A 20,468-nucleotide genomic window follows, 5' to 3' on the forward strand; every position below is an offset into this window, starting at 1 on the left:
ACTTAGGAGGAGTAGCAATGACTGAAGCAACGACACTTTATATTATTCGTCACGGAAAAACGATGTTTAATACGATTGGCCGTACCCAAGGCTGGTCAGATACCCCCTTAACCAAACAAGGAGAAGAAGGCATTTATCATTTAGGCTTAGGTCTTAGGGACATAGACTTTAAGGAAGCCTATAGTAGTGATAGTGGTCGTGCCATGCAAACCGCTCAGATTATTTTACAAGAACATCAAAACCACCAAAAGATTCCTTACCTAACCGATAAACGGATTCGTGAGTGGTGTTTTGGTTCTTTAGATGGTGGCTATGATGGTGAACTTTGGGGTGTGGTGCCACGCATTTTAGCTTTTAAAAGTTATGAGGACATGATGACCACGAAGATTACCTATCGTGAGCTAGCAAATGCTATTATTGAAGCCGATACGGCTGACTGGGCGGAGCCTTATGAAGTTATCCGTGATCGTGTTTGGTCTGGTTTCGAAGATATCGCTCATCATCGAGAAAAAAATGGTGGCGGCAAAGTCATGGTGGTTTCCCATGGACTAACAATTTCCTTTTTACTTTCCTTAATTGATGCAAGTTTGCCTATGCAGATGGCGCTGGAGAATGGTAGCGTGACGACCTTAACTTACGAAAAAGGAACATTTACCATTCAAGGAATTAATGATATTTCTTATATTGAAAAGGGAAAAAAGATCGCTGAAAAGCGCCGTTTATTGTAAAAAAAGAGAAGGGTATCTGTCAAAATGACAGATACCCTTCTCTTTTTATTTATTCTTTTAAACGTTCTACATTTTTTCTTGAGATTTGAATTTTTTCTAAGGTTTCCTTATAGTTTTTTGCTGCATAAGCAAAAAATAAAACATCGACTACATACAATTGTGCCACCAAGGAAACAGTAGCCGCACTTCTCAATGGCACGTCTTCCCCACTAGAGGTTTGGAGGACGATATCACTTTTTTCACCAATCACTGATTTTTCATCTTGTGTGATACTAATAATAGGAATCCCTTGCTGCTTCGCTAAATCAGCTAAAGTACTTGCTTCTTTATTCGTTCCAGAATTAGAAATAACAATAAAAACACTAGGCTTTTCTGTTGAGCCTAACATGGAAGCAAATAAATGATGATCCAATGTTGTAAATACCGTTCGGCCTAATCGCGTAAACTTTTGATAAATATCTTGAGCAACCAACGAAGAGGCGCCCAACCCATAGACAAAAATTACTTCTGTTTTTTCCAACAAATCAACGGCTTCATTCACTGCGACATCCTCTAATGTCTGACCGCTTCGCTCAACCACATGAACAAAGCGCGCTTGTAACTTTTGTTTAATATCAGCTGTTGATTCCCCTTTAGTAACTTCAGTGTACATTTGCTGCTTCATTTGGCCAAGATTTGCAGATAATAAAAGTTTCAACTCTGTGAAGCCATTCACATCCATAGAATGACAAAAGCGAATAATTGCCGCTGGACTTGATCCTGCTTGTTTTGCTAGCTCTTGCGCATTCATTGAAATAACTGTTTCTGTATTTTTTAAAATATATTCTGCGATTTTTCGTTCTGATTTTGGTAATTGTTGTAGACGATCTTGGATAGATAAGACAATATTTTGTTGCATAAACACCCCTCCTGATACACCATTTCCTACGCAATTAAATTTTAACAAAGAAAAAGGGAGAAGCCAAGTTCTCCTTTTTCTATTTATTATTTAGTTGTTTGCATATCTTTAGGAATCCCAAAGAATAACGTTGCTACAAAACCACCTGCGTAAGCAGCCAATAAACCTAATACATATGCAAGCCATTGGTTGTTGGCAATTAATGGAATTAAAGCCACCCCACTTGGTCCAATAGCAATCGCACCAACATTACCGAAGGCCCCAATCACCGCACCACCAATACCACCGCCGATACAAGCAGTAATGAATGGACGTCCTAATGGTAAAGTAACTCCGTAGATTAATGGTTCACCAATACCTAAAATCCCAACTGGCAAGGCACCTTTAATCATTTCAACTAATTTTTTATCTGATTTACAACGAATCCATAATGCTAAAGCTGCACCGACTTGTCCCGCACCAGCCATGGCCAGAATTGGTAATAACAAAGTCATCCCTGTTTGATTAATCATTTCAATGTGGATTGGCGTCAAAATTTGATGTAAACCAAACATTACCATTGGCAAGAAGGTTAAACCAAGAGTAAAGCCAGCAACCATGCCACCTTTTTCTAAGACAACATTGATAATACCAACTAAGCCATTAGAAATAGCTCCGGCTACAGGCATGATTAAGAAAATAGTTGCTAAGCCAATCACTAAAAGTGAAATGGTTGGCGTTACGATAATATCAATTGATTCTGGGACAATTTTATGCAATTGTTTTTCTAACAATGATAATAACCATACGGCAAAAATAACACCGATAATTCCGCCTTGTCCTGCAGATAATGTTCCCCCAGTGAAAATATTACTGATTGGAGCATCCGGATTCATTCCTGTTAACATTGTGACTGCCCCAATAACACCCCCCAACGCTGGCGTTGCACCAAAAACGCTGGCACTGTTAATCCCAGTGTAAAGAGCTAAATAAGCAAAAATCCCATTTTTAATGATATTTAAGACATCAATATATTGTTGCCATGAAGCTGAAATATCACCAGCAACAACTAAGTTAGACATAACAGCTGCAATCCCGCCAATAATACCAGCCCCAACAAAGGCAGGAATCATCGGAACAAAGATACTAGAAATGGCTTTTAACACTTTTTTAAATGGTGAAGTGTTATTTTGTTTCGCTTTTTGTTGTGCTTTCATTTGAGCGGCTTTTTCTTCTACTAAATCTTTTCCAGATTTGCCTGCTGAAGCATCAGTTGTGGTGCCATGATTAAATGGTTCTCCCAATTTGACACCTGCTTGATCTACCATTTCTTGTGCAACCTTGTTAACAGTCCCTGGACCAACAACTACTTGTAACGTATCATCTTCTACGACGCCCATAACGCCATCAATTTTTTTCAATCCTTCAATATCTACTTTGTCATAATCGCGGATATCCATACGAACACGAGTCATACAATGAATGACTTTGTCCACGTTTTCTTGACCACCAACTTCTTTATAAATCCCATCAGCAATGCGTTTAATTCTTTCTTCTGCCATGTTAAAACACCCTCCTAATTCCTTAATTTAATGTATTCTTGATAAATTGATTCCCGTCAATTAATTTTTGTGTTGCTTCTTCTTTAGTACTATCAGTTAAAATCATTACAATTGCTAACTTCACATTTTCTTCTGCTTCTACAAATTTTAGTTCGGCAACTTCATAACTACAACCCGTTGCTTCCATAATAATCCGTTTGGAACGCTCCACTAATTTTTCATTGGTTGGTTTTACATCAACCATTAAGTTATTGTAGACTTTCCCAATACCAATCATGGAAATAGTTGATAACATATTTAAAATTAATTTTTGAGCTGTCCCAGATTTCAAGCGAGTCGAACCTGTTAAAAATTCAGGTCCTGCATCTACTTCAATCGGCATTTGCGCATATTTACTAATTTCGGCATTTTTATTACATGCCACAGTTGCGGTAGCTGCTCCCACCGTTGTAGCATATTCTAAACCGCCAATTACATAAGGCGTCCGACCACTGGCTGCAATCCCAACAACAATGTCATTTGCTGATAATTTTAGATCAACTAAATCTTGACGACCTAGTTCTTTTGAATCTTCAGCACCTTCTACTGCGACAGTCATTGCTTTTTGACCACCAGCGATGAGGCCTTGAACCATCTCTGGCTCGACGCCAAAAGTTGGTACGCATTCGGCTGCATCTAAGACACCTAACCGACCACTCGTACCAGCGCCCATGTAGATCAAGCGGCCGCCTTGATTGAAGCTTTTGATGATGGCTTCTACCACTGGTTCAATGGCTGCTAATTCTTGACCCACTGCCATTGCAACTTTTTGGTCTTCTTGATTCATTTTTTGTAAAGCTTCTTTGACACTCATCTCATCTAAGCCCATTGTATTTTCATTTCTACGTTCAGTTGTTAAGTTTTCTAAATTCATTTTCTATCGTTCCTTCCGTGACTAGCGTAAATTGATTGCCTGCCTTGATTAACGGCAATATCGTTTGATCTTTTTCAATAATTCGTGTAATCGTATTGACTTTTTCATCTTTCGGCAAGTCCGCAAGTGTGACTTGAATTTCTCCCATATAGCGACCATATTTTTCATTATCAATCGTTACGGTTCCCACTGGACGTGCTTTAGTCTGCTCTGACTCAATCGTTGCAATTTCATCTTTTCTGAACATTTCACTCGTTCTTGATAATTCACTTCGCAAAACATCTCTTGCAGCATCTAAACGATTGGTATGAGTTCCAAGTATTCGCTTCAAATAGCGGCTCTCGCTAGGTGCTACTTCTAACAGAAATTGATTGGTTTGGTGATAATAACCAAATTGAGCCATGGTTCGCTCACTAATTGTGGGATCACCAATATAAACAGCATCGACATAAGGATCAGCCATCAAACCAACGGCAGCGGCGAAAGGATTTTGCCCCCGATGTTTTTCTAATGTTGGTAAACCAGCAAAAATTGGGCCTCTTGTTTGCCCATCTCCTGGTACAAAAGTAAAAACTTGTAAGCCTAATTCTTTAAGCCAGCGGTTCTTTTCATTAAAAAATGTTGTTCCAATGCCTGTTTCAGGTCTTGGATAATAATTATGCCAAGCTTCTAAGCGAGAAAAGTCCGCTTGGTGAGCCTTTAACTCAGCCACTTCTTCCAGTGTAATGGTACTAGCATTCAATCCTATATCAATCTTATGTGAAGCATGAGCCATTTGTTCTATCGTAATGCCGTAGTCCATCCGGAGGCCAGTTACACCCAACTCGATTAAAGGCTCTAATTCATCGAAAGAAAAACCCGCTCTTTTTAACGCTTCACCTGAAATATCTACCATAATTTTCATTTTTTCTGCCTTAGCAATTGCCCCTAAATCAGTCAAGCGTTGGCGGTAAAGGGAAGTATCATCTTCTGGAATGTGTAAAGAAGTGAAAATACCATCAAATCCAAGCGCTTTCATCTTTTTGATATAAATAATTGTATCGTTTGTAATCTCTTCACCAAGAAAAACTGAAATACCATACATCTTTTTAGCTCCTCTCTAATACGCTTTCATTATAACTTGTTTGAAATAAAATTTCAACTATTTTTCTAAATATTTTTTAATTCCAAAATAAAATTTTATTTATGTTCAAAAAAAAACAGATATTCCTTTATAGAAATATCTGTCTAATGCATTAATTGGCTGTGGCAGAGCCAACTGGTGTACTAGCTGTAACCATGCCAGTTTTCTCTAACGAAAATTGTGCTACTTTATCCATGTTGGTAATAATGACAACCATTTCAGTTCCTTTACCAGCTGCTTTAATTGCTTCTAAATCAGCAATTGCGACCACCGTATCTGCAGTCACTTGGTCGCCTTCTTTCACTTTAATAGTGAACGGTGCCCCGTTTAACTCCACCGTATCGATACCCATGTGTAATAAAATTTCAAGACCGTTTGTCATTTTTAAACCAATGGCATGTTTTGTTTGGAAAACGCTTAAAACTTCTCCTTCAATAGGTGCATAAATTTCACCATTTTCTGGAACTACTGCATAGCCATCTCCCATCATTTTTTGTGAAAAAACAGGATCATTCACTTCACTGATTGGGATAATGGTTCCATTAGCAACGGCATACATTGTATTATTTTCGACAACTTCATTCTTTTTCTTCAAAAATCCAAACATTTCTCTTCCCCCATTTTTTAAAGTATCACTAGTATAGAAAAAAGTTTCATGAATTACAAGTGGCACCTTTGTATAATTCTAAAATTTATTTTAAAATAAGAATTTGCATTGGCATTTACTTTGTCAGCGGGTATACTTATACTTGATGTATTTTGCATTTATTTCAGAAAGGAATGGTGACATGCTTTTTGCTAACCTATGGAAAGCAATTATTCTTGGTATTATCGAAGGAATTACCGAGTGGCTTCCAATTAGTAGTACCGGACATTTAATTTTAGTGGATGAGTTTATTAAACTCGATCTAAGTAAAGATTTTATGGAAATGTTCAACGTCGTTATCCAATTGGGAGCGATTATGGCGGTTGTTATTTTATACTTCCACAAATTGAATCCTTTCTCACCAAAGAAAAATGGCGAAGAGAAAAAAGATACTTGGATTCTTTGGTCTAAAGTCTTAGTCGCTTGTTTACCAGCGGCAGTTATTGGTCTAAAATTTGATGATTATTTAGATGCACATTTTTATAACTTTTTAACAGTATCGATTATGTTAATTGTTTATGGGATTGCTTTTATTATCATTGAAAAACGAAATAAAAATGTTGCACCGAAGTGTACTAATCTAAAAGACTTCACTTATAAAGCCGCTTTAATCGTTGGTGCTTTCCAAGTACTGGCATTAATTCCAGGAACTTCACGTTCAGGAGCGACCATTTTAGGGGCAATCTTAATTGGGGCCTCACGTTTTGTTGCAACAGAGTTTTCATTTTTCTTAGGAATTCCAGTAATGTTTGGAGCAAGTTTTTTAAAAATCTTTAAATTCTTGGCTAAAGGAAATACGTTTGGGTCAGAAGAAATCATTATTTTATTAACTGGCTCTATTGTTGCCTTCGTTGTTTCCATCATTGCGATTAAATTCTTATTGAATTACTTGAAGAAAAACGATTTTACAGTTTTCGGTTGGTATCGTGTAATTTTAGGTGCGATTTTAATTGGCTACTGGTTATTCTCATAAAAATAAAACCGTTGCTTTCAACAGTGAAAGCAACGGTTTTATTTTTTTAAATCGCCAAACGTTATTCGCTCAATCCCCTGTTCTTCAAACCACTGACGAACACGAGGATCACAAATCGTTGCTAATTCTTTGCAGCGTAAAGTGGTATATGAAGAATTATCTAACACAAATTGATCCAAATACCCAACATCAAAATGCATCTCAGCAATTGCCGATTCCGGCATCCGTAATAAACCAAAGTCATCTTCTAAAAAATTCTCCACTGATACGCCTTCGTGAATATAAGATAGCGCCCCAGACTCTAACAAATGTGTTACCTGGAAATAACCTTGTTGCGGTGGATATTCTTTTCCCCCACTATATTTCAGGGTTGTATGAAGTCCATACTCTTCTGCTAATTCTAAAAATACTTGATCAACCACTTCATCACCAATCGAATGGCAATCAAAATGTTCAGGATAATGTCCAGTTAGTTCCTTAAAGCGCGTCAATTGCGCAATCGTTTCAAGTCGTACTTCTTCATATACGAAGGTTACTTGCTTTTGTTGACGATAATAAGAAGAGCGATGAAAATTGCCTTGTTCATCTACCAGTGAAGGAATCATACATGGGTCCGCACAAGGTTTCCCTAATAAAAAATTCGTATGCTGACCTACAAATAAGCCTGGATAATTTTTTGCTAACGCAACGGCATGTTCTGCTGTTGGTAAATTGGGCATCAAAAGTGTCGACGTCGTTAAACCATCGACATAACTTTTGATAATGCCATGATTAATCGCTTCTGACATCCCAAAATCATCAGCATCAATAATTACTTTAACCAACAGCTCCCCCCTCTTTTCTTTACGTATTTTTGATGACAATTCCGACAATAATATTAACAGCTGATTCACAATCATTAATCGTGCGCTCAAGCTGATCATAAACATCTTTCCACTTGATAACTTTTAATAAATCTTTTTCGTTAGTCATCAAATCTTTCATGGCGCTACTGTATAATTTATCGCCTTGAGATTCAATCGTATTCACTTCATCAATCAATGAAACTAACGTTTTAGAATTTTTAAATTTTGCAAATTCCTTCGTTGCTGATTTAACGCCTTCTGTCGCTTTAACAATATAAGCAGTTAATTCTAGCGCGGGCGCAATCATTTCTTCGACAACTAAATGATCAAGTAAATAAGACAAACTATTAATGCTATCGATAATGTTATCTAAGTGATCCGTAATATCGACAATATCTTCTCGATCAATCGGCGTAATAAAGGAAATATAGAGTTCATTTAAAATTTTGCGAACAATTTCATCATTCTCTTTTTCCAATTGATGAATCGCTTCTGATTTTTTTACTAAGTTTTCTAATGAATAATTGTCTACAATTTCTTGCAAAACCTTTGCCGCTTCATAAGCATTTGTTGCTAACTGGTTTAATTCTCCAAAATAATCAAATTGTTTTTTACGTGCCATGTTTTTCTCTCCTTAAAAAATTGCAATAAATAATTTTGACATCACATAAGCGATCAGCCCACATCCTGGGAAAGTTAAAATCCATGCTATCAGCATTTCTTTCACGATACGCCAGTCAACACTTGAGATTCGCTTAGAAGCACCTACTCCCATAATCGCTGTCGTTTTTGTATGAGTAGTTGAAACTGGAATCCCAAAAGCCGATGCTAAAAATAAACAAATAGCCGTGCTTAAATCCGCAGTGAAGCCTTGATAGCGTTCGAGTTTTACCATATCCATCCCGACTGATTTAATGATTCTCATACCGCCCACAGAAGTTCCAATGCCCATTGTAATGGAACACAGAACCATAACCCATAACGGAATCACAAAACCGCCACCTGTTTTTTCGACTAAATTATTATAAAAAAGCACTAACATGAACACGCCCATAAATTTTTGCCCATCTTGCGCACCATGTAAAAAAGCATTAGCTCCTGCACCAAAGGCTTGTCCAACTGTAAAAAATTTGTTGGCTTTTCTTCTAGGCACAGCCGAGAAAGCTTTCACAACAAGTTTGGCAATCAAATAACCGCCGCCAAAGCCCATAACGGTAGAAACAACTAGACCAACAAGCACTTTGATCCATTCCGAGCCATTGACTGCACCCAAACCACCTAATGCCATTGCCGAACCAGTCAAGCCGGCAATTAACGCATGGCTTTCACTTGTGGGAATACCAAAATACCACGCAGCAACTGCCCAAACCACAATTGAAAAAAGCGAAGCAGCCAAAGCCACCTGTGAAGCGTTTCCATTTGCGTCAAAACTAACAATGTTGCTAATCGTTTCAGCTACTTGGGCATTAAAAAAGGTCATGACTAATGCACCTAAAAAGTTCATCACAACAGCCATCCAAATTGCGACATTCGGTTTTAACACCCGAGTCGAGACAGCGGTTGCAATTGCGTTCGGCGCATCCGTCCAACCGTTAACAAAAATTACACCCATTACCAAAGTAATCGTTACCAATAATGCAATACTCACAAAGACACCACCATTTTTCATTTATCTATTTTATCATAGCATGTTTTAAAAAAAATGTATGCTTTTTTCTTAAGGCTCTGGCAAATTTTCTTATTTTTTTCTTGAAATTGTCTGTTAAGGAAAAAAACTTGTCGTCTTTTATTGCAATGGAACAATGGATTAGGTATAATGATTACTGTTGAATTACATTGGCTGACCAGTGTAAAACCTAAATCATCGGAGGTGAAACAAATGCCAAATATCGAATCTGCAATCAAACGCGTACGTACAAGTGCTAACGCGAATGCGAAAAATTCATCTCAAACAAACGCAATGCGTACAGCAATCAAGAAATTTGAAGAAGCTGTAGCTGCTGGAGCTGATAACGTCGATGCTTTATACAACGAAGCTGTTAAAGCTGTTGATATGGCTGCAACTAAAGGTTTAATCCATAAAAACAAAGCTAACCGCGATAAAATTCGTTTAAGCAAATTAGCTAAATAATGTGAGATAGAAGTTAGCATTCATGTTAGCTTCTTTTTTCATCAAAAAATGTCCAAGTCTGTTTTCACAAAGACTCGGATATTTTTTTATAAAGGTGAATCAATCCACGGTAAATCCGTTGTGAGATGTTGACTAAATAATTTAGTCTCTTCTCGCAAAGCTAAACGTTGTTGTCGTCTCGTTTCATAATTGGAACAAATCAACTTTTCTTCTGCAGTTTCTGGGACGACTGCCGCTAATTGGAAGTCACTTTCAGGATTCATATGAGACGGAATGGCTACAAAAGTTGTAAAACAAGTCGCCGCTAAATAACGCTCTCCAGTTGTTAAATCTTCTCCTACAACTTTAACAAATACTTCCATCGATTTATGATGCACGCCAGAAACAAACGTTTCAACACACACTGAGTGATTTTCTTTTAAAGGTTTTAAAAAATTCAAGTTATCTAAAGATGCTGTAACTGCCCCTCTCCGACAATGCCGTGAAACGGAAATGGATGCGGCGTCATCAATTAAAGACATTAATTTCCCACCAAATAGTGCACCAAAGGGATTTAAATCAAAGGGAAATACACGATGTGTTTGAATCACTCGTGATTCTCGACAAAATTTTTCTTTCGTCATTAACGATTCCTCTACTTTCATTTATAAACTTTTCCACGCTTTACTTTAGCTTACTTTACCATTTGATGCAATCCTTACTTTTTAGGAAACATTTAAAAAATAACAAATTTGCAAGTCCCATTTATTCATTTTTAGGAAAGTTGCTGTATAATAATAACGGTTAAAGAACTTTTAAGGAGATGGATACACATGAAAATTGCAATTGCTGGTGCCGGCGCTATGGGCAGCCGTTTAGGAATTATGTTGCATCAAGGCGGAAATGATGTAACTTTAATCGATCAATGGCCCGCACACATTGAAGCCATTCGTAAAAATGGTTTAATCGCTGATTTTAACGGAGAAGAAGTTGTCGCGAACCTACCAATCTTCTCACCAGAAGAAATTGACCATCAAAATGAACAAGTAGATTTAATTATCGCTTTAACCAAAGCACAACAATTAGATGCAATGTTTAAAGCGATTCAACCAATGATTACTGAAAAAACGTATGTACTATGTTTATTAAATGGCTTAGGTCATGAAGATGTACTAGAAAAATATGTGCCAAAAGAAAACATCTTGGTTGGCATTACCATGTGGACAGCTGGTTTAGAAGGACCGGGACGTGTTAAACTTTTAGGTGATGGCGAAATTGAATTAGAAAATATTGATCCTTCTGGTAAAGAATTTGCTTTAGAAGTCGTCGATGTCTTCCAACAAGCTGGTTTAAATCCAAGCTATAGTAGCAATGTTCGCTACTCTATTTGGCGGAAAGCCTGTGTCAATGGCACGCTAAATGGTTTGTGTACAATCCTTGATTGTAATATTGCCGAATTTGGTGCACTACCTGTTAGTGAATCCCTTGTTAAAACATTAATCAGTGAATTTGCAGCAGTCGCAGAAAAAGAAGCCATTCATTTAGATCAAGCAGAAGTCTATACACATATTGCTCAAACTTATGATCCAAACGGTATTGGCTTGCACTATCCGTCTATGTATCAAGATTTAATTAAAAATCATCGTCTCACAGAAATTGATTACATCAATGGTGCTGTTTGGCGCAAAGGACAAAAATACAACGTAGCAACACCTTTCTGTGCCATGTTGACACAGCTTGTTCACGGAAAAGAAGAACTATTAGGAGCTAAATAATAAGAAAGTGCCAGAGGCAATCGTTGTATGACGATTGTCTCTGGCACTTTCTTATTTTGCTTGCGCAGTCAATTTTAAAATAAATAATTGGAATAGTAATTCTTTATCCATTTGGCCCGTTTTCATGCGGTAATCATTTTCAACTAATTCATCATAAAGTCTTTCTAATCGAGACAATTCAAATCGTCGGACTTGTTGTAACGCTAACTTGACTCGATAAGGATGAACCTTTAATGTATCAGCGATATTCGCTTGTTGATAGCCCATCTTAGCCAAAATTTTTGTTTGTAGAAAAAGGCGAATCTGATTCAGTAAGATTGCATTTAACTTAATGGTTTCTTCTCCTTGTAAAAGTAAATCTTCATACAATTGAACAGCTTTTTCACTGTTTCCAGAAAGTACTTCGTTGGTTAAATCAAAAACATTATGTTCCAAAGACTTAGGGACTAATTCTTGAACCGCACCTCGTGTAATTGTCTTCGTTTCAAGGGCATATAAATACAGCTTCTGTAATTCTCCCATAATTTTTGATAAGTTCAAGTCTGTCAATTGAAGTAATAAATCAAAAGCATCGGAGCGAATAGTGTACCCTTCGCTCTCAATCGTTTGAGAAATGTACTGACGAATAGCCTTTTCATCCATTGGATTGACGTCAACTACTGTGGCATTTTTTTTCAATGCTTTGGTAATTTTTTTGCGTTCATCTAATTTTTCATATGAGGCCATAAAAACAAGAACAGTTGTTGGTGATGGACTTTCCAAATAATTCAATAAAAGATTGACATCATGTTCCACACCGTTTGTTTTTCTTTCGGCAGTTAAAAAGTAAGGATTTTCCACAAAGACAAGGCGATAATCACCAAAAAACGGAATTGTTTCCGCTTCAGCAATCGCTGCACTTAAAGGTGTTTCCTCCATATCAAATGAGAAAAAGTTAAATTGATCATCCTCTTCCGTCAACAATTCTTTCATCAATGTTGTTTTAAATAATTCAGTTAAATAAAGTTCTGTTCCTATTAATAAATACACTGGAGCGATTTTTTGCTCTCGCACTTCTTTCAAAGCTTTTTGTAACTCCATTGGCTCGCTCCTTTTCTCGTTTCTCTTGTTTATCCTATCATGTTACTTCTGGAAATACTAGTCTTGTTCTTTAACAAATTTGGCTTTAGAAAGCCCTTGCCAAGGTAACCATTGATAATAAATCATTCCTTGAAGATCGGTCCGATAATAATTTATTATTTGCTCCTCCAGCGTCGCTAATGTCTCCTGATGAGGATGTTTAAAACGATTATTCAGTCCAGCTGAAATCAATGCTTCTCGCGGATTAAGCTGTTTGATAAATCTTTTAGTAGACGACGTTTTACTACCATGATGACCGACTTTCAAGATGTCGATTTTCAACTGGGGATAGCGAGCCAACACTTGTTCTTCTCCTTCGGCTTCCAAGTCACCAGTAAATAAAAAATGCCGTCCGCCTAATTGTGTGGAAAACACTATCGAATCATTATTGCCCCCAATACTGCTCTTATTGGGCGATAAAATTTGAAGAGAAATGGGCCCATTAATTCGCTTGGGCGCTAAAATTGGCCGACAGTCTGTTCCGCTTTTTTGGAGTTGTTTCAAGACTTGGCGAAACGAAAAATTGGCTTCAGCTGCTCCTTTAGGGAAATAAAGAACAGAAATTGGAACCTTCTGCGCAATGGCTAATAAATCGCCAAAATGGTCTTCATGTGCGTGTGTGATGATCACTTCATCTAAACGTTTGACTCCTTGACTTTTGAGAAAAGGAATCACTGAATATTCTGCTCCTGATCGACTATTTTTCCGTTGCCGCCAAGCTTCTTTGCCAAAAGACAACCGCCCCCCTGTATCGATCAGTGTATTTTTTCTGTGAAAAGGCGCTTGGATAAACAAACTATCCCCTTGGCCTACATCGATCATTGCAACAATGCCAATTGGCGAAAGGTATTTACTATTTATCAAAACAATTAGTAGTCCGATTGAGAAAAAAATTTTTTTAGACTTGTCTGCTAAATAAATCATTGAAAGTCCGATTAGTAATAACAAACTAATTTGTATCCAAGAATTTAAATAGCCGATGGTCAGCTTCGGATTTAAGTGAACTAGCACCCACTCAAATAAGCCATTCATTGTTAAAAATAGTGGTTCGAGCAAGGCTGCTAAATAACGTGCTGGCATAATAATCACTAGAAAAAAGCTCAACGTCAAAAGCGGTAACAAGAACCGTTCAAAAATTGGTAACAAGAGAAATGTTAAGAAACTTCCTAACAAGGGCCATTCATAAAATGATTGGACTAAAATAGGTAAGGAAGCCACAGCCAATAGGAAAGAGCCTAAACAATTTTTAATAAAAGGCGAAGAATAACCAACCAATGTTTGCTCTAAAAACAGCAGAACAAAGGAAAGTAAATAACTAAATTGACCGCCGACTGAAAAAAAGAGGGTTGGCTGAACAATCAAGTGCACTAAGAGAGTTAAACTCCAACAATCGAGGGCCGGAACCTGCCAATTAAACCGTCGATTGAACGTATTGAGGTTTGTTTGTAAAAGCGCCCGCATGACACTAACTGAGAATCCTGTTAAACCAGCATATATCAGTGAAAAACCGCATTGCCACAAAAAATAACTTTCTTGCGTTCGGCGAGCAATTCTTAGCATTAGTAAGCGAAATAAACGAAGGAAAAAAGAAACATGCATCCCTGACAAACTAAAAAGATGCAAAATGCCTAATGCTGAAAATTTATCGCTTATTTCAGCAAATTCTTCATTACGAAAACCTAAGAGCAACGCATTCATATACATTGCACTAGTCTCAGCAAAATTTTTCTGAATATGTACCATCGCCCACTTCCGCCAGCCGCTAATGATTTCTTTAAACCGCCAAGAAAAAAAGGAACGCGGTTGTCCTATCTCCTCAATGAATAAAATAGCTTCGATTCCTTGATTCTTTAAAAATAGTTGATAATTGAAGCCATTTTTGTTGGTTTGACCTTGGGGCGAGTCTAAAATACCTACAGCGGTTGCCTGAATGGTTGTGGTTAGTTGTTGCCATTGCTGTTTTTCTTTCACACTTTTTAATTGATAAAATGCCATCACTTTCTGCCTTTTGCCTTTTACGATCCAATTGGCAGGAAATTTTACTTGATCACCATCGACTTGTATTTCATCTGGTAATATCGTTAGCTGTCCTGACAAGCGAACTTCTTTAGGCAACAAAGAGACTGGCTTTAACCACTGGAAAATCAATATGCCCCCTACTATTAAAAAACTGCACAAAAAACCTCCCAATATAACAGGAAAACTTTTTGTACAGACAATACGGATAACAGTGATAGAAAGAAGAAGAGCTCCTAATAGACTAGGTGCGAAAAAACACCACAGCCCACAACTAGTCAGCAGAGCTATGAAGAACCAATTATTCCTCAGCTGAGGAAAGATTGTCCTCAAGTGTGGCAAATTCTTCTCCCCATTGTAATTCGGCAAAATATTTTGGTACTAAAGTCACTTTTTCAACCGTGGCTCCTACTTGTTCAATTAAATTTAGGGCATACTCATCATTACGGTAATCCTTTAAATAATAAATCTTTTTAATCCCTGCTTGTAAAATCATCTTTGTACATTGCAGGCAAGGGAAATGTGTCACATAAATTTCTGCCCCTTCTGTAGGGACGCCAAACTTCGCACATTGTAAAATTGCATTCATTTCTGCGTGGATTGTTCGAACGCAATGATTATCAACAACATAACATCCTTCATCAATACAATGCGTTCCGCCACTGACTGAACCATTGTAACCTCCTGCAATAATTCGTTTGTCGCGAACAATGGTTGCTCCGACAGTTAACCGTGTGCAAGTACTTCTTAATGATAATAAGACGCTTTGTCCCATAAAATATTGGTCCCATGGAATTCGTTCCATAATAAACCTCCTTTATTTTTAATGACTCCTGTGTTCGATTTGCCAAATCATTTAATCTTATTACAAATAGTATGTTATCCGCATCCCATAGTCAAGAATTCTCAGGAATTTTCTGTTAAAAGTTAGCCAGTCACTGTCAACATGTCTTTTAAACGTTCTACTGTTTTCTCTCCAATACCTGGAACATTTTTCAGTTCCTCGACGGTTTTAAACGGTCCTTGTTCGTCACGAAAACGAATAATCTCTTGTGCTTTTTTCGCACCGATTCCTGAAATCGTTTGTAGCTCTGCTTCTGTTGCCGTATTAAGGTTGATTTTTTCCTCCTGATTTTGCTGAGCAGGTGCTGATTCCTGCAGCGTTTCTAATGATTGTGCCACTGGTTCTCCTTTTTTGGGCACGTAAATAATCATTTGATCTTTTACTTTTTGAGCGTAATTGACCTGGGCAGTATCAGCTTCCTCGCTCACGCCTCCAGCTAAAGCTAAAGCATCCCAAATCCGCTGCTGATTTTTTAGTTGATAGATTCCTGGTACTTTCACTGCGCCTTTAATATCAACATAGATCATTGTTTCTGCCCTTTCTTTTGTGGCATCTGTGGCGACCTCTGTCGTAGTGGTCAAACTTGTTTCTTCCCACATTGTGGTGTCTACTTGTGGCTCCTTATTAACCATCAAATAAATGCCCACTAATAGAGTTATCAAAATGACCATGAACACGCCACTACCTAGCAATAGCCACTTTTTAGGTAACTGTTTCAACCAATCCATCGTTTGCCCTCCCTTCAAAATATAATTACGCATTTTTTAACAAAAAAATGCGCCTGGACCAAAAATCACTAGTAATTTTTGGTCCAGGCGTACTTTTATTTTAATTTCTCTAGATAGTTCAAGGCATCTTGAACCGTTTTTACTGGGACAATTTTCATTTTTGTCCCAATTTTTTTCGCAGCTTCTTGTGCTTCTTGATAATTCGATTTGATTTTCGGTTCAACTTTTTTCATTTCTGAAGTTATTTCATCATCGGGTGCAAAGAAAATTTCTGCACCGTTCTCACTGGCAGTTACAACTTTTTTGTCAATACCACCGATTCTACCAACGATTCCTTGACTGTTCATCGTACCTGTTCCAGCAATTTCATGACCTTTACGTAAATCTTTATGACTTAATTGTTCATAGGTCTGCAAAGTAAACATTAACCCAGCCGATGGCCCACCAATATCACCCGCTTCAATAGATACTGGGATAGAAGAATCAATTTCTGTATGATCGGTCAAACCAATACCAATCCCCGCTTTTTTATCTGTTGGCAATTCAATTAATTTGCCGGTCGCTTCTTTTGCTTTGCCATCTTGAATAAATTGAACAGTGACTTTTTGATTCACTTTTTGTGCTTTAATGTAATTCATTAATTCTTCACTGCTTTTAAAAGATTTGCCATCCACGCCTGTCACGGTATCGCCAACTTCAATTTTTCCTTTAAAACTTGAGTTGTCTTCCATCGCTAACACATAGACGCCTTTAAATTTCATCTCATATGGAACCTTCGCTAATTTTAAGGCTTGCTCAATTGCGGCGTTTTTTGAGGAATCCATATAGTATTGTTGAATTCGATTATATTCGCTATTACTACTATCTCCCATTAATTCTTTTTTGGACATGACTTCTTGAAAATCCGAAAAGTTTGCTTTTATGGCAGAAAAAATAGTGGCCGAACGAATGCCCACCGTTGTTAAATAAAAAGCACCTGACTGCGTATCTTTTTTCCCATCAACAGTTACAAACTCTTTTAAATTTTCAGTCGTTCCTGGTCCTTCAATATAATAAGGAATTGGGACGATAAACAAACCAATTAGCAGCAATGCCAATACCATTGGAATAAGTGATTTAAACGAAAATTTTTCTGTTTTTTTATTCATAATTTTAGCTCCAGTCATTCTTCTTTTGTTTTAACGCATGATAAACATTGGGAGGAAGATAGTCAGACACATCGCCCCCAAAACGTAAAACTTCTTTTAGTAAACTGGAACTTACATGTGCATATGGTTCTTCTGCTAATAGAAAAACCGTTTCAATTTCTGGCGCCAGATGTTGATTCATTTTAGCAATGTCTTTCTCGTACTCGTAGTCTTTGACGTTTCTAATGCCACGAATCAAAAAATTAGCCCCTAATGATTTTGCACTTTCCACAGTTAACTGGGTTTCTTGCATAATAACACGCACATTTGGCATTTCTTTAGTTGCTTCTTCAATTAAATATTTTTTCTCTTCTGGCGTAAATAATGTTTGCTTACTTGTATTTATAAAAACGCCAATAATGACTTCGTCAAATAACTTCGCACTGCGTTCAATCAAATTTAAATGACCATTTGTCATCGGATCAAAACTTCCGGGAAATAGAGCAATTTTACGCATCTTACGCCTCCTGACGATAAATCGTTACTTGAGTGATTCCGTAAACGGTTTCTCTTGTTTTTTCTAGTGTACCAATCGTTTCCGGTAATTTGACAGTTTTATCTGTTTCACAAACGATAACGGCTTCGTTTGTTAATAACTGCCGTTCTAACATCTTTTCTAATTGTGAAACAATTTCTTGTTTGGCATAGGGCGGATCCAATAAGACCAAATCAAATTGTAGCTTCTCTTCATAAAACTGTTCTAAGGCACGATTAGCATCCATTTTTCTAACTTCAAATTTTTCTGGTTCTTTTGTAATCGCAATATTTTCTTTAATTACTTTTAGTGCAGCAAAATTCTTTTCAATACAAATACTTTTGTCCATTCCACGAGAAACGGCTTCAATCGCTAACCCGCCACTTCCTGAATATAAATCCAGCGCCATTCCACCTTCGAAATATGGACCAATCATATTAAAAATAGATTCTTTTACTTTATCTGTTGTGGGCCTAGTATTGTCGCCATCTAACGCTTTCAGGCGCCGGCCACCATATTCTCCAGAAATAACACGCATTGTTTCGACTCCTTTATCAATCATTCTTTTATAATTCATTATAACAAAAAGAGTGAAAAATGTTTGAAATTTCTCATAACATTTCTCACTCTTTTGCATTAGACATTCTCTGCTAAGCGAATCTCTGTAGATAATTCCTCTACTACATAGCCGTCGTCTTCTTGTTCTTGATAAGCCGCTTTGGTACCAATTTTTTCAGCAAAATTCATTTCGACATCTGGTCGATACGATTTATCGACACTACGAACAAAATGTAACTGATTAATTTTTTCCATGTTACTTTCAATATTTTCTTCATTCATGTAAATCACCACATATTTCATTTTTCGTGAAACATAGTGAATCAGTCCATATCGGCGTAACTGTTTTAACGGTTTTAATGTGTATACCCAAACAATTAGGCAACGACGCTCTTGAAGCGTAAATTCTTTTTCTTCTTTAGCTTGCATGGCAGCTTCCTCCACAACCTGAATGTTTCTTTCCTCGTTCAAAGAAAGGATTTCCAGCATCTACTTTAATATCTTCAGAAATTAGTTGCGCAATCTTTAAACCAATTGTATCTAGCAACGTTTGAACGTTTGTCTCAGCAAAACGATAATTTGCAACGATTTCATTTAAATCAAGCGCCCGCTTCGCTTTACGTAGGGCTCGTTGTTTCTCCCGAAAATCGGGTGCATGAATTCCATAAGCCTCTACTCGTTCAAAGGCTGACTTAGCTTCTAAAAATGCTTTTTGTAACTGAGCAACTTCCGCCGAAGCATACATAGCTTTTTTTGTTTCTTTATAGTTTTGAACAGCATCACTTTCTAAAAGTGCTGAAATTAAGCATTCTGTTTGATCTTCAATTGCAAATAAATGTTCTGTTACAATCATAACTTTTCACTACTCTCCGTGATTTGCCTATTTTCTGGTCGTTTCTCTAATAAGACTAACACACCTTCGTTGGAAAAGGCAACGCCCAATTCTGTCATTTCTGACTCAGCAAAATAGCTATCATATTGCGGGTCCGAAAGCCATGACAAAATAGTAAAGGTACTATCATAAACAGGTTCTTGGAAAATACCTGCTGGTTCTCTCAACGAAAGTTTGCTCGTTTTAACTAATAAAGAAAATTCGTCCTTAGTCAGATGAAAGGGATGAATGGCCGTATGTTCCTCTCTCGTTTGTAACAATTCTGCTTGTCGATTTGCTGACAAAATTGTTGGTGTATGGTTAGCCAGTGTTTGATACAATGTTTGGGCATCTTTTTGGCTTTGTGTAGAAACTGAAAAAGCAGCTTGATTTTCTTGCTGTTTAACCAGATTCATGACATAAATCGCTTGGTTACTTTGAACAGGATCGAAGGTCATTGACTGCGTTATATCAACTGGCAAAGGAGAACCTTCATTTAATTGATACGGCATTTCCGTGAGCAACGTTTCTTTATTGACATAATTAACTGCCATTAAACCGCCTGTCCGCTGATTAAAAAATAACACCGCAAAACTGCCATTATCAAAAGCAACCAGTGGTCGATAGTTCATATCTTCTTCCATCAGCTCGACATCGTAAGCTTCATGATGAAAATTAAATGCAAAATTCGAATAAATCGTCATTAAATCAGACAAGTCTGCAAGCTTCATATCTATCTTAAACGGTTCTATCATTTTGTCATTGTTAAAGGCCTTAATTGCGATGACTTTATTTTCTCGAACGTTGACTTCTAAGTAATCATTCATCGTCAAACCGAACGTCCATAATTCATACGTACGACCTGTTTTAATTTTTTCTTTAGGATTGCCAAACTGGCGGATAAAGGTTTCCACATCTTTCCCTATGTATGCTGCGTAGCCAGAAGCTGGCAATTCTTCATGAGGAACAGCGGTGTGAGCGCTGGATAAGCGCCCACTTTGAGCTGTTTCGGTTGGTTTTTCAGCAGGGAAAAAAACTGGCTCTAAATATCCAATGAGTAGAACTGTTAAAAAAACAGCAGTAAAGGCCCAAAATCGCTTCATTTTTTCCCCTCTCAT

At 37.3% G+C, this 20,468-nt stretch carries 23 protein-coding genes; 4 read left to right on the forward strand and 19 right to left on the reverse strand.

Annotated elements, in window-relative coordinates; genetic code table 11:
- Positions 1-17 precede the first annotated feature (17 nt).
- Positions 18-728, forward strand: coding sequence for a histidine phosphatase family protein (locus IGK72_RS09755; protein WP_002359733.1), 711 nt, complete (start codon positions 18-20; stop codon positions 726-728).
- Positions 729-777: 49 nt separating this feature from the next.
- Here IGK72_RS09755 and IGK72_RS09760 read toward each other — a convergent pair whose 3' ends face one another.
- The 5 genes from IGK72_RS09760 to IGK72_RS09780 all read right to left on the reverse strand — a co-directional run bounded on the left by IGK72_RS09760 (position 778) and on the right by IGK72_RS09780 (position 5,876).
- Positions 778-1,626, reverse strand: a complete 849-nt coding sequence (locus IGK72_RS09760; protein ID WP_002382748.1) for a MurR/RpiR family transcriptional regulator — start codon at positions 1,624-1,626, stop codon at positions 778-780.
- A gap of 86 nt (positions 1,627-1,712) precedes the next feature.
- Positions 1,713-3,167 (reverse strand): PTS transporter subunit EIIC, encoded by a 1,455-nt coding sequence (locus tag IGK72_RS09765; protein WP_002362674.1) that lies wholly within the window; start codon positions 3,165-3,167, stop codon positions 1,713-1,715.
- Between the two features lie 22 nt (positions 3,168-3,189).
- Positions 3,190-4,080: an N-acetylmuramic acid 6-phosphate etherase gene (gene murQ, locus IGK72_RS09770; protein WP_002356712.1), complete on the reverse strand. Its 891-nt coding sequence runs from the start codon at positions 4,078-4,080 to the stop codon at positions 3,190-3,192.
- A complete protein-coding gene (locus tag IGK72_RS09775) occupies positions 4,055-5,164 on the reverse strand; it encodes a DUF871 domain-containing protein (RefSeq protein ID WP_023894646.1) in 1,110 nt (369 codons plus the stop codon). Before IGK72_RS09775 ends, murQ begins: the two co-directional genes overlap by 26 nt.
- Positions 5,165-5,315: 151 nt before the next feature.
- Positions 5,316-5,876: a PTS sugar transporter subunit IIA gene (locus tag IGK72_RS09780; RefSeq protein ID WP_025190097.1), complete on the reverse strand. Its 561-nt coding sequence runs from the start codon at positions 5,874-5,876 to the stop codon at positions 5,316-5,318.
- A gap of 115 nt (positions 5,877-5,991) precedes the next feature.
- On the opposite strand from IGK72_RS09780, the gene IGK72_RS09785 reads away from it, so the two are divergent.
- Positions 5,992-6,822, forward strand: a complete 831-nt coding sequence (locus IGK72_RS09785) for an undecaprenyl-diphosphate phosphatase (protein WP_002356708.1) — start codon at positions 5,992-5,994, stop codon at positions 6,820-6,822.
- A 38-nt stretch (positions 6,823-6,860) separates the two neighbouring features.
- On the opposite strand, the gene IGK72_RS09790 is transcribed toward IGK72_RS09785, so the two are convergent.
- Genes IGK72_RS09790 through IGK72_RS09800 form a run of 3 tightly spaced genes read right to left on the reverse strand, consistent with a single transcriptional unit; the run spans position 6,861 to position 9,336 of the window.
- Positions 6,861-7,646: a ChbG/HpnK family deacetylase gene (locus tag IGK72_RS09790; protein WP_023894647.1), complete on the reverse strand. Its 786-nt coding sequence runs from the start codon at positions 7,644-7,646 to the stop codon at positions 6,861-6,863.
- A gap of 19 nt (positions 7,647-7,665) precedes the next feature.
- A complete protein-coding gene (locus IGK72_RS09795) occupies positions 7,666-8,289 on the reverse strand; it encodes a DUF47 domain-containing protein (RefSeq protein WP_002356705.1) in 624 nt (207 codons plus the stop codon).
- A gap of 12 nt (positions 8,290-8,301) precedes the next feature.
- Positions 8,302-9,336: an inorganic phosphate transporter gene (locus tag IGK72_RS09800; protein WP_002356704.1), complete on the reverse strand. Its 1,035-nt coding sequence runs from the start codon at positions 9,334-9,336 to the stop codon at positions 8,302-8,304.
- Positions 9,337-9,546: 210 nt separating this feature from the next.
- Here IGK72_RS09800 and rpsT point away from each other — a divergent pair, with 210 nt between their 5' ends.
- Positions 9,547-9,798: a 30S ribosomal protein S20 gene (rpsT, locus tag IGK72_RS09805; protein WP_002356703.1), complete on the forward strand. Its 252-nt coding sequence runs from the start codon at positions 9,547-9,549 to the stop codon at positions 9,796-9,798.
- An 86-nt stretch (positions 9,799-9,884) separates the two neighbouring features.
- On the opposite strand, the gene IGK72_RS09810 is transcribed toward rpsT, so the two are convergent.
- Positions 9,885-10,442, reverse strand: a complete 558-nt coding sequence (locus IGK72_RS09810; protein WP_002382741.1) for an acyl-CoA thioesterase — start codon at positions 10,440-10,442, stop codon at positions 9,885-9,887.
- Positions 10,443-10,610: 168 nt separating this feature from the next.
- On the opposite strand from IGK72_RS09810, the gene IGK72_RS09815 reads away from it, so the two are divergent.
- Positions 10,611-11,552, forward strand: coding sequence for a 2-dehydropantoate 2-reductase (locus IGK72_RS09815; RefSeq protein ID WP_002385757.1), 942 nt, complete (start codon positions 10,611-10,613; stop codon positions 11,550-11,552).
- A 51-nt stretch (positions 11,553-11,603) separates the two neighbouring features.
- On the opposite strand, the gene holA is transcribed toward IGK72_RS09815, so the two are convergent.
- The 10 genes from holA to IGK72_RS09865 all read right to left on the reverse strand — a co-directional run bounded on the left by holA (position 11,604) and on the right by IGK72_RS09865 (position 20,453).
- A complete protein-coding gene (gene holA / locus IGK72_RS09820; RefSeq protein ID WP_002362655.1) occupies positions 11,604-12,632 on the reverse strand; it encodes a DNA polymerase III subunit delta in 1,029 nt (342 codons plus the stop codon).
- A 57-nt stretch (positions 12,633-12,689) separates the two neighbouring features.
- On the reverse strand, positions 12,690-14,954 hold the full coding sequence (locus IGK72_RS09825; RefSeq protein WP_430608923.1) for a DNA internalization-related competence protein ComEC/Rec2: 2,265 nt from the start codon (positions 14,952-14,954) through the stop codon (positions 12,690-12,692).
- 34 nt (positions 14,955-14,988) lie between these two features.
- Complete coding sequence (locus IGK72_RS09830; protein ID WP_023894961.1) at positions 14,989-15,492, reverse strand: ComE operon protein 2; 504 nt, start codon at positions 15,490-15,492, stop codon at positions 14,989-14,991.
- A gap of 122 nt (positions 15,493-15,614) precedes the next feature.
- Positions 15,615-16,292, reverse strand: coding sequence for a helix-hairpin-helix domain-containing protein (locus IGK72_RS09835; protein ID WP_031324145.1), 678 nt, complete (start codon positions 16,290-16,292; stop codon positions 15,615-15,617).
- Between the two features lie 62 nt (positions 16,293-16,354).
- Positions 16,355-17,425: a SepM family pheromone-processing serine protease gene (locus tag IGK72_RS09840; protein WP_002382735.1), complete on the reverse strand. Its 1,071-nt coding sequence runs from the start codon at positions 17,423-17,425 to the stop codon at positions 16,355-16,357.
- Positions 17,412-17,903, reverse strand: coding sequence for a pantetheine-phosphate adenylyltransferase (gene coaD, locus IGK72_RS09845; protein ID WP_023894959.1), 492 nt, complete (start codon positions 17,901-17,903; stop codon positions 17,412-17,414). Before coaD ends, IGK72_RS09840 begins: the two co-directional genes overlap by 14 nt.
- A 1-nt stretch (position 17,904) precedes the next feature.
- Positions 17,905-18,498: a 16S rRNA (guanine(966)-N(2))-methyltransferase RsmD gene (gene rsmD / locus IGK72_RS09850; protein ID WP_077932795.1), complete on the reverse strand. Its 594-nt coding sequence runs from the start codon at positions 18,496-18,498 to the stop codon at positions 17,905-17,907.
- Between the two features lie 59 nt (positions 18,499-18,557).
- A complete protein-coding gene (locus IGK72_RS09855; protein WP_002359714.1) occupies positions 18,558-18,908 on the reverse strand; it encodes a YlbG family protein in 351 nt (116 codons plus the stop codon).
- Positions 18,898-19,332, reverse strand: a complete 435-nt coding sequence (locus tag IGK72_RS09860; RefSeq protein WP_002356689.1) for a YlbF family regulator — start codon at positions 19,330-19,332, stop codon at positions 18,898-18,900. The genes IGK72_RS09855 and IGK72_RS09860 overlap by 11 nt, the downstream gene beginning before the upstream one ends.
- Entirely contained in the window at positions 19,329-20,453 is a 1,125-nt protein-coding gene (locus IGK72_RS09865; RefSeq protein ID WP_165548588.1) for a CAP-associated domain-containing protein, read from the reverse strand. Before IGK72_RS09865 ends, IGK72_RS09860 begins: the two co-directional genes overlap by 4 nt.
- Between the last annotated feature and the right edge of the window lie 15 nt (positions 20,454-20,468).

Origin of the sequence: Enterococcus sp. DIV0183 (assembly GCF_050541505.1) — a bacterium.
Taxonomy (GTDB): Bacteria; Bacillota; Bacilli; order Lactobacillales; family Enterococcaceae; genus Enterococcus; species Enterococcus faecalis.

Bases quoted from the DNA above. Each gene is read 5' to 3' on its own strand.
- IGK72_RS09755 (WP_002359733.1), top strand. From the start codon at position 18: ATGACTGAAGCAACGACACTTTATATTATTCGTCACGGAAAAACGATG.
- IGK72_RS09760 (WP_002382748.1), bottom strand. From the start codon at position 1,626: ATGCAACAAAATATTGTCTTATCTATCCAAGATCGTCTACAACAATTA.
- IGK72_RS09765 (WP_002362674.1), bottom strand. From the start codon at position 3,167: ATGGCAGAAGAAAGAATTAAACGCATTGCTGATGGGATTTATAAAGAA.
- murQ (WP_002356712.1), bottom strand. From the start codon at position 4,080: ATGAATTTAGAAAACTTAACAACTGAACGTAGAAATGAAAATACAATG.
- IGK72_RS09775 (WP_023894646.1), bottom strand. From the start codon at position 5,164: ATGTATGGTATTTCAGTTTTTCTTGGTGAAGAGATTACAAACGATACA.
- IGK72_RS09785 (WP_002356708.1), top strand. From the start codon at position 5,992: ATGCTTTTTGCTAACCTATGGAAAGCAATTATTCTTGGTATTATCGAA.
- IGK72_RS09795 (WP_002356705.1), bottom strand. From the start codon at position 8,289: ATGGCACGTAAAAAACAATTTGATTATTTTGGAGAATTAAACCAGTTA.
- IGK72_RS09800 (WP_002356704.1), bottom strand. From the start codon at position 9,336: ATGAAAAATGGTGGTGTCTTTGTGAGTATTGCATTATTGGTAACGATT.
- rpsT (WP_002356703.1), top strand. From the start codon at position 9,547: ATGCCAAATATCGAATCTGCAATCAAACGCGTACGTACAAGTGCTAAC.
- IGK72_RS09810 (WP_002382741.1), bottom strand. From the start codon at position 10,442: ATGAAAGTAGAGGAATCGTTAATGACGAAAGAAAAATTTTGTCGAGAA.
- IGK72_RS09815 (WP_002385757.1), top strand. From the start codon at position 10,611: ATGAAAATTGCAATTGCTGGTGCCGGCGCTATGGGCAGCCGTTTAGGA.
- holA (WP_002362655.1), bottom strand. From the start codon at position 12,632: ATGGAGTTACAAAAAGCTTTGAAAGAAGTGCGAGAGCAAAAAATCGCT.
- IGK72_RS09830 (WP_023894961.1), bottom strand. From the start codon at position 15,492: ATGGAACGAATTCCATGGGACCAATATTTTATGGGACAAAGCGTCTTA.
- IGK72_RS09835 (WP_031324145.1), bottom strand. From the start codon at position 16,292: ATGCGTAATTATATTTTGAAGGGAGGGCAAACGATGGATTGGTTGAAA.
- IGK72_RS09840 (WP_002382735.1), bottom strand. From the start codon at position 17,425: ATGACTGGAGCTAAAATTATGAATAAAAAAACAGAAAAATTTTCGTTT.
- coaD (WP_023894959.1), bottom strand. From the start codon at position 17,903: ATGCGTAAAATTGCTCTATTTCCCGGAAGTTTTGATCCGATGACAAAT.
- rsmD (WP_077932795.1), bottom strand. From the start codon at position 18,498: ATGAATTATAAAAGAATGATTGATAAAGGAGTCGAAACAATGCGTGTT.
- IGK72_RS09855 (WP_002359714.1), bottom strand. From the start codon at position 18,908: ATGCAAGCTAAAGAAGAAAAAGAATTTACGCTTCAAGAGCGTCGTTGC.
- IGK72_RS09860 (WP_002356689.1), bottom strand. From the start codon at position 19,332: ATGATTGTAACAGAACATTTATTTGCAATTGAAGATCAAACAGAATGC.
- IGK72_RS09865 (WP_165548588.1), bottom strand. From the start codon at position 20,453: ATGAAGCGATTTTGGGCCTTTACTGCTGTTTTTTTAACAGTTCTACTC.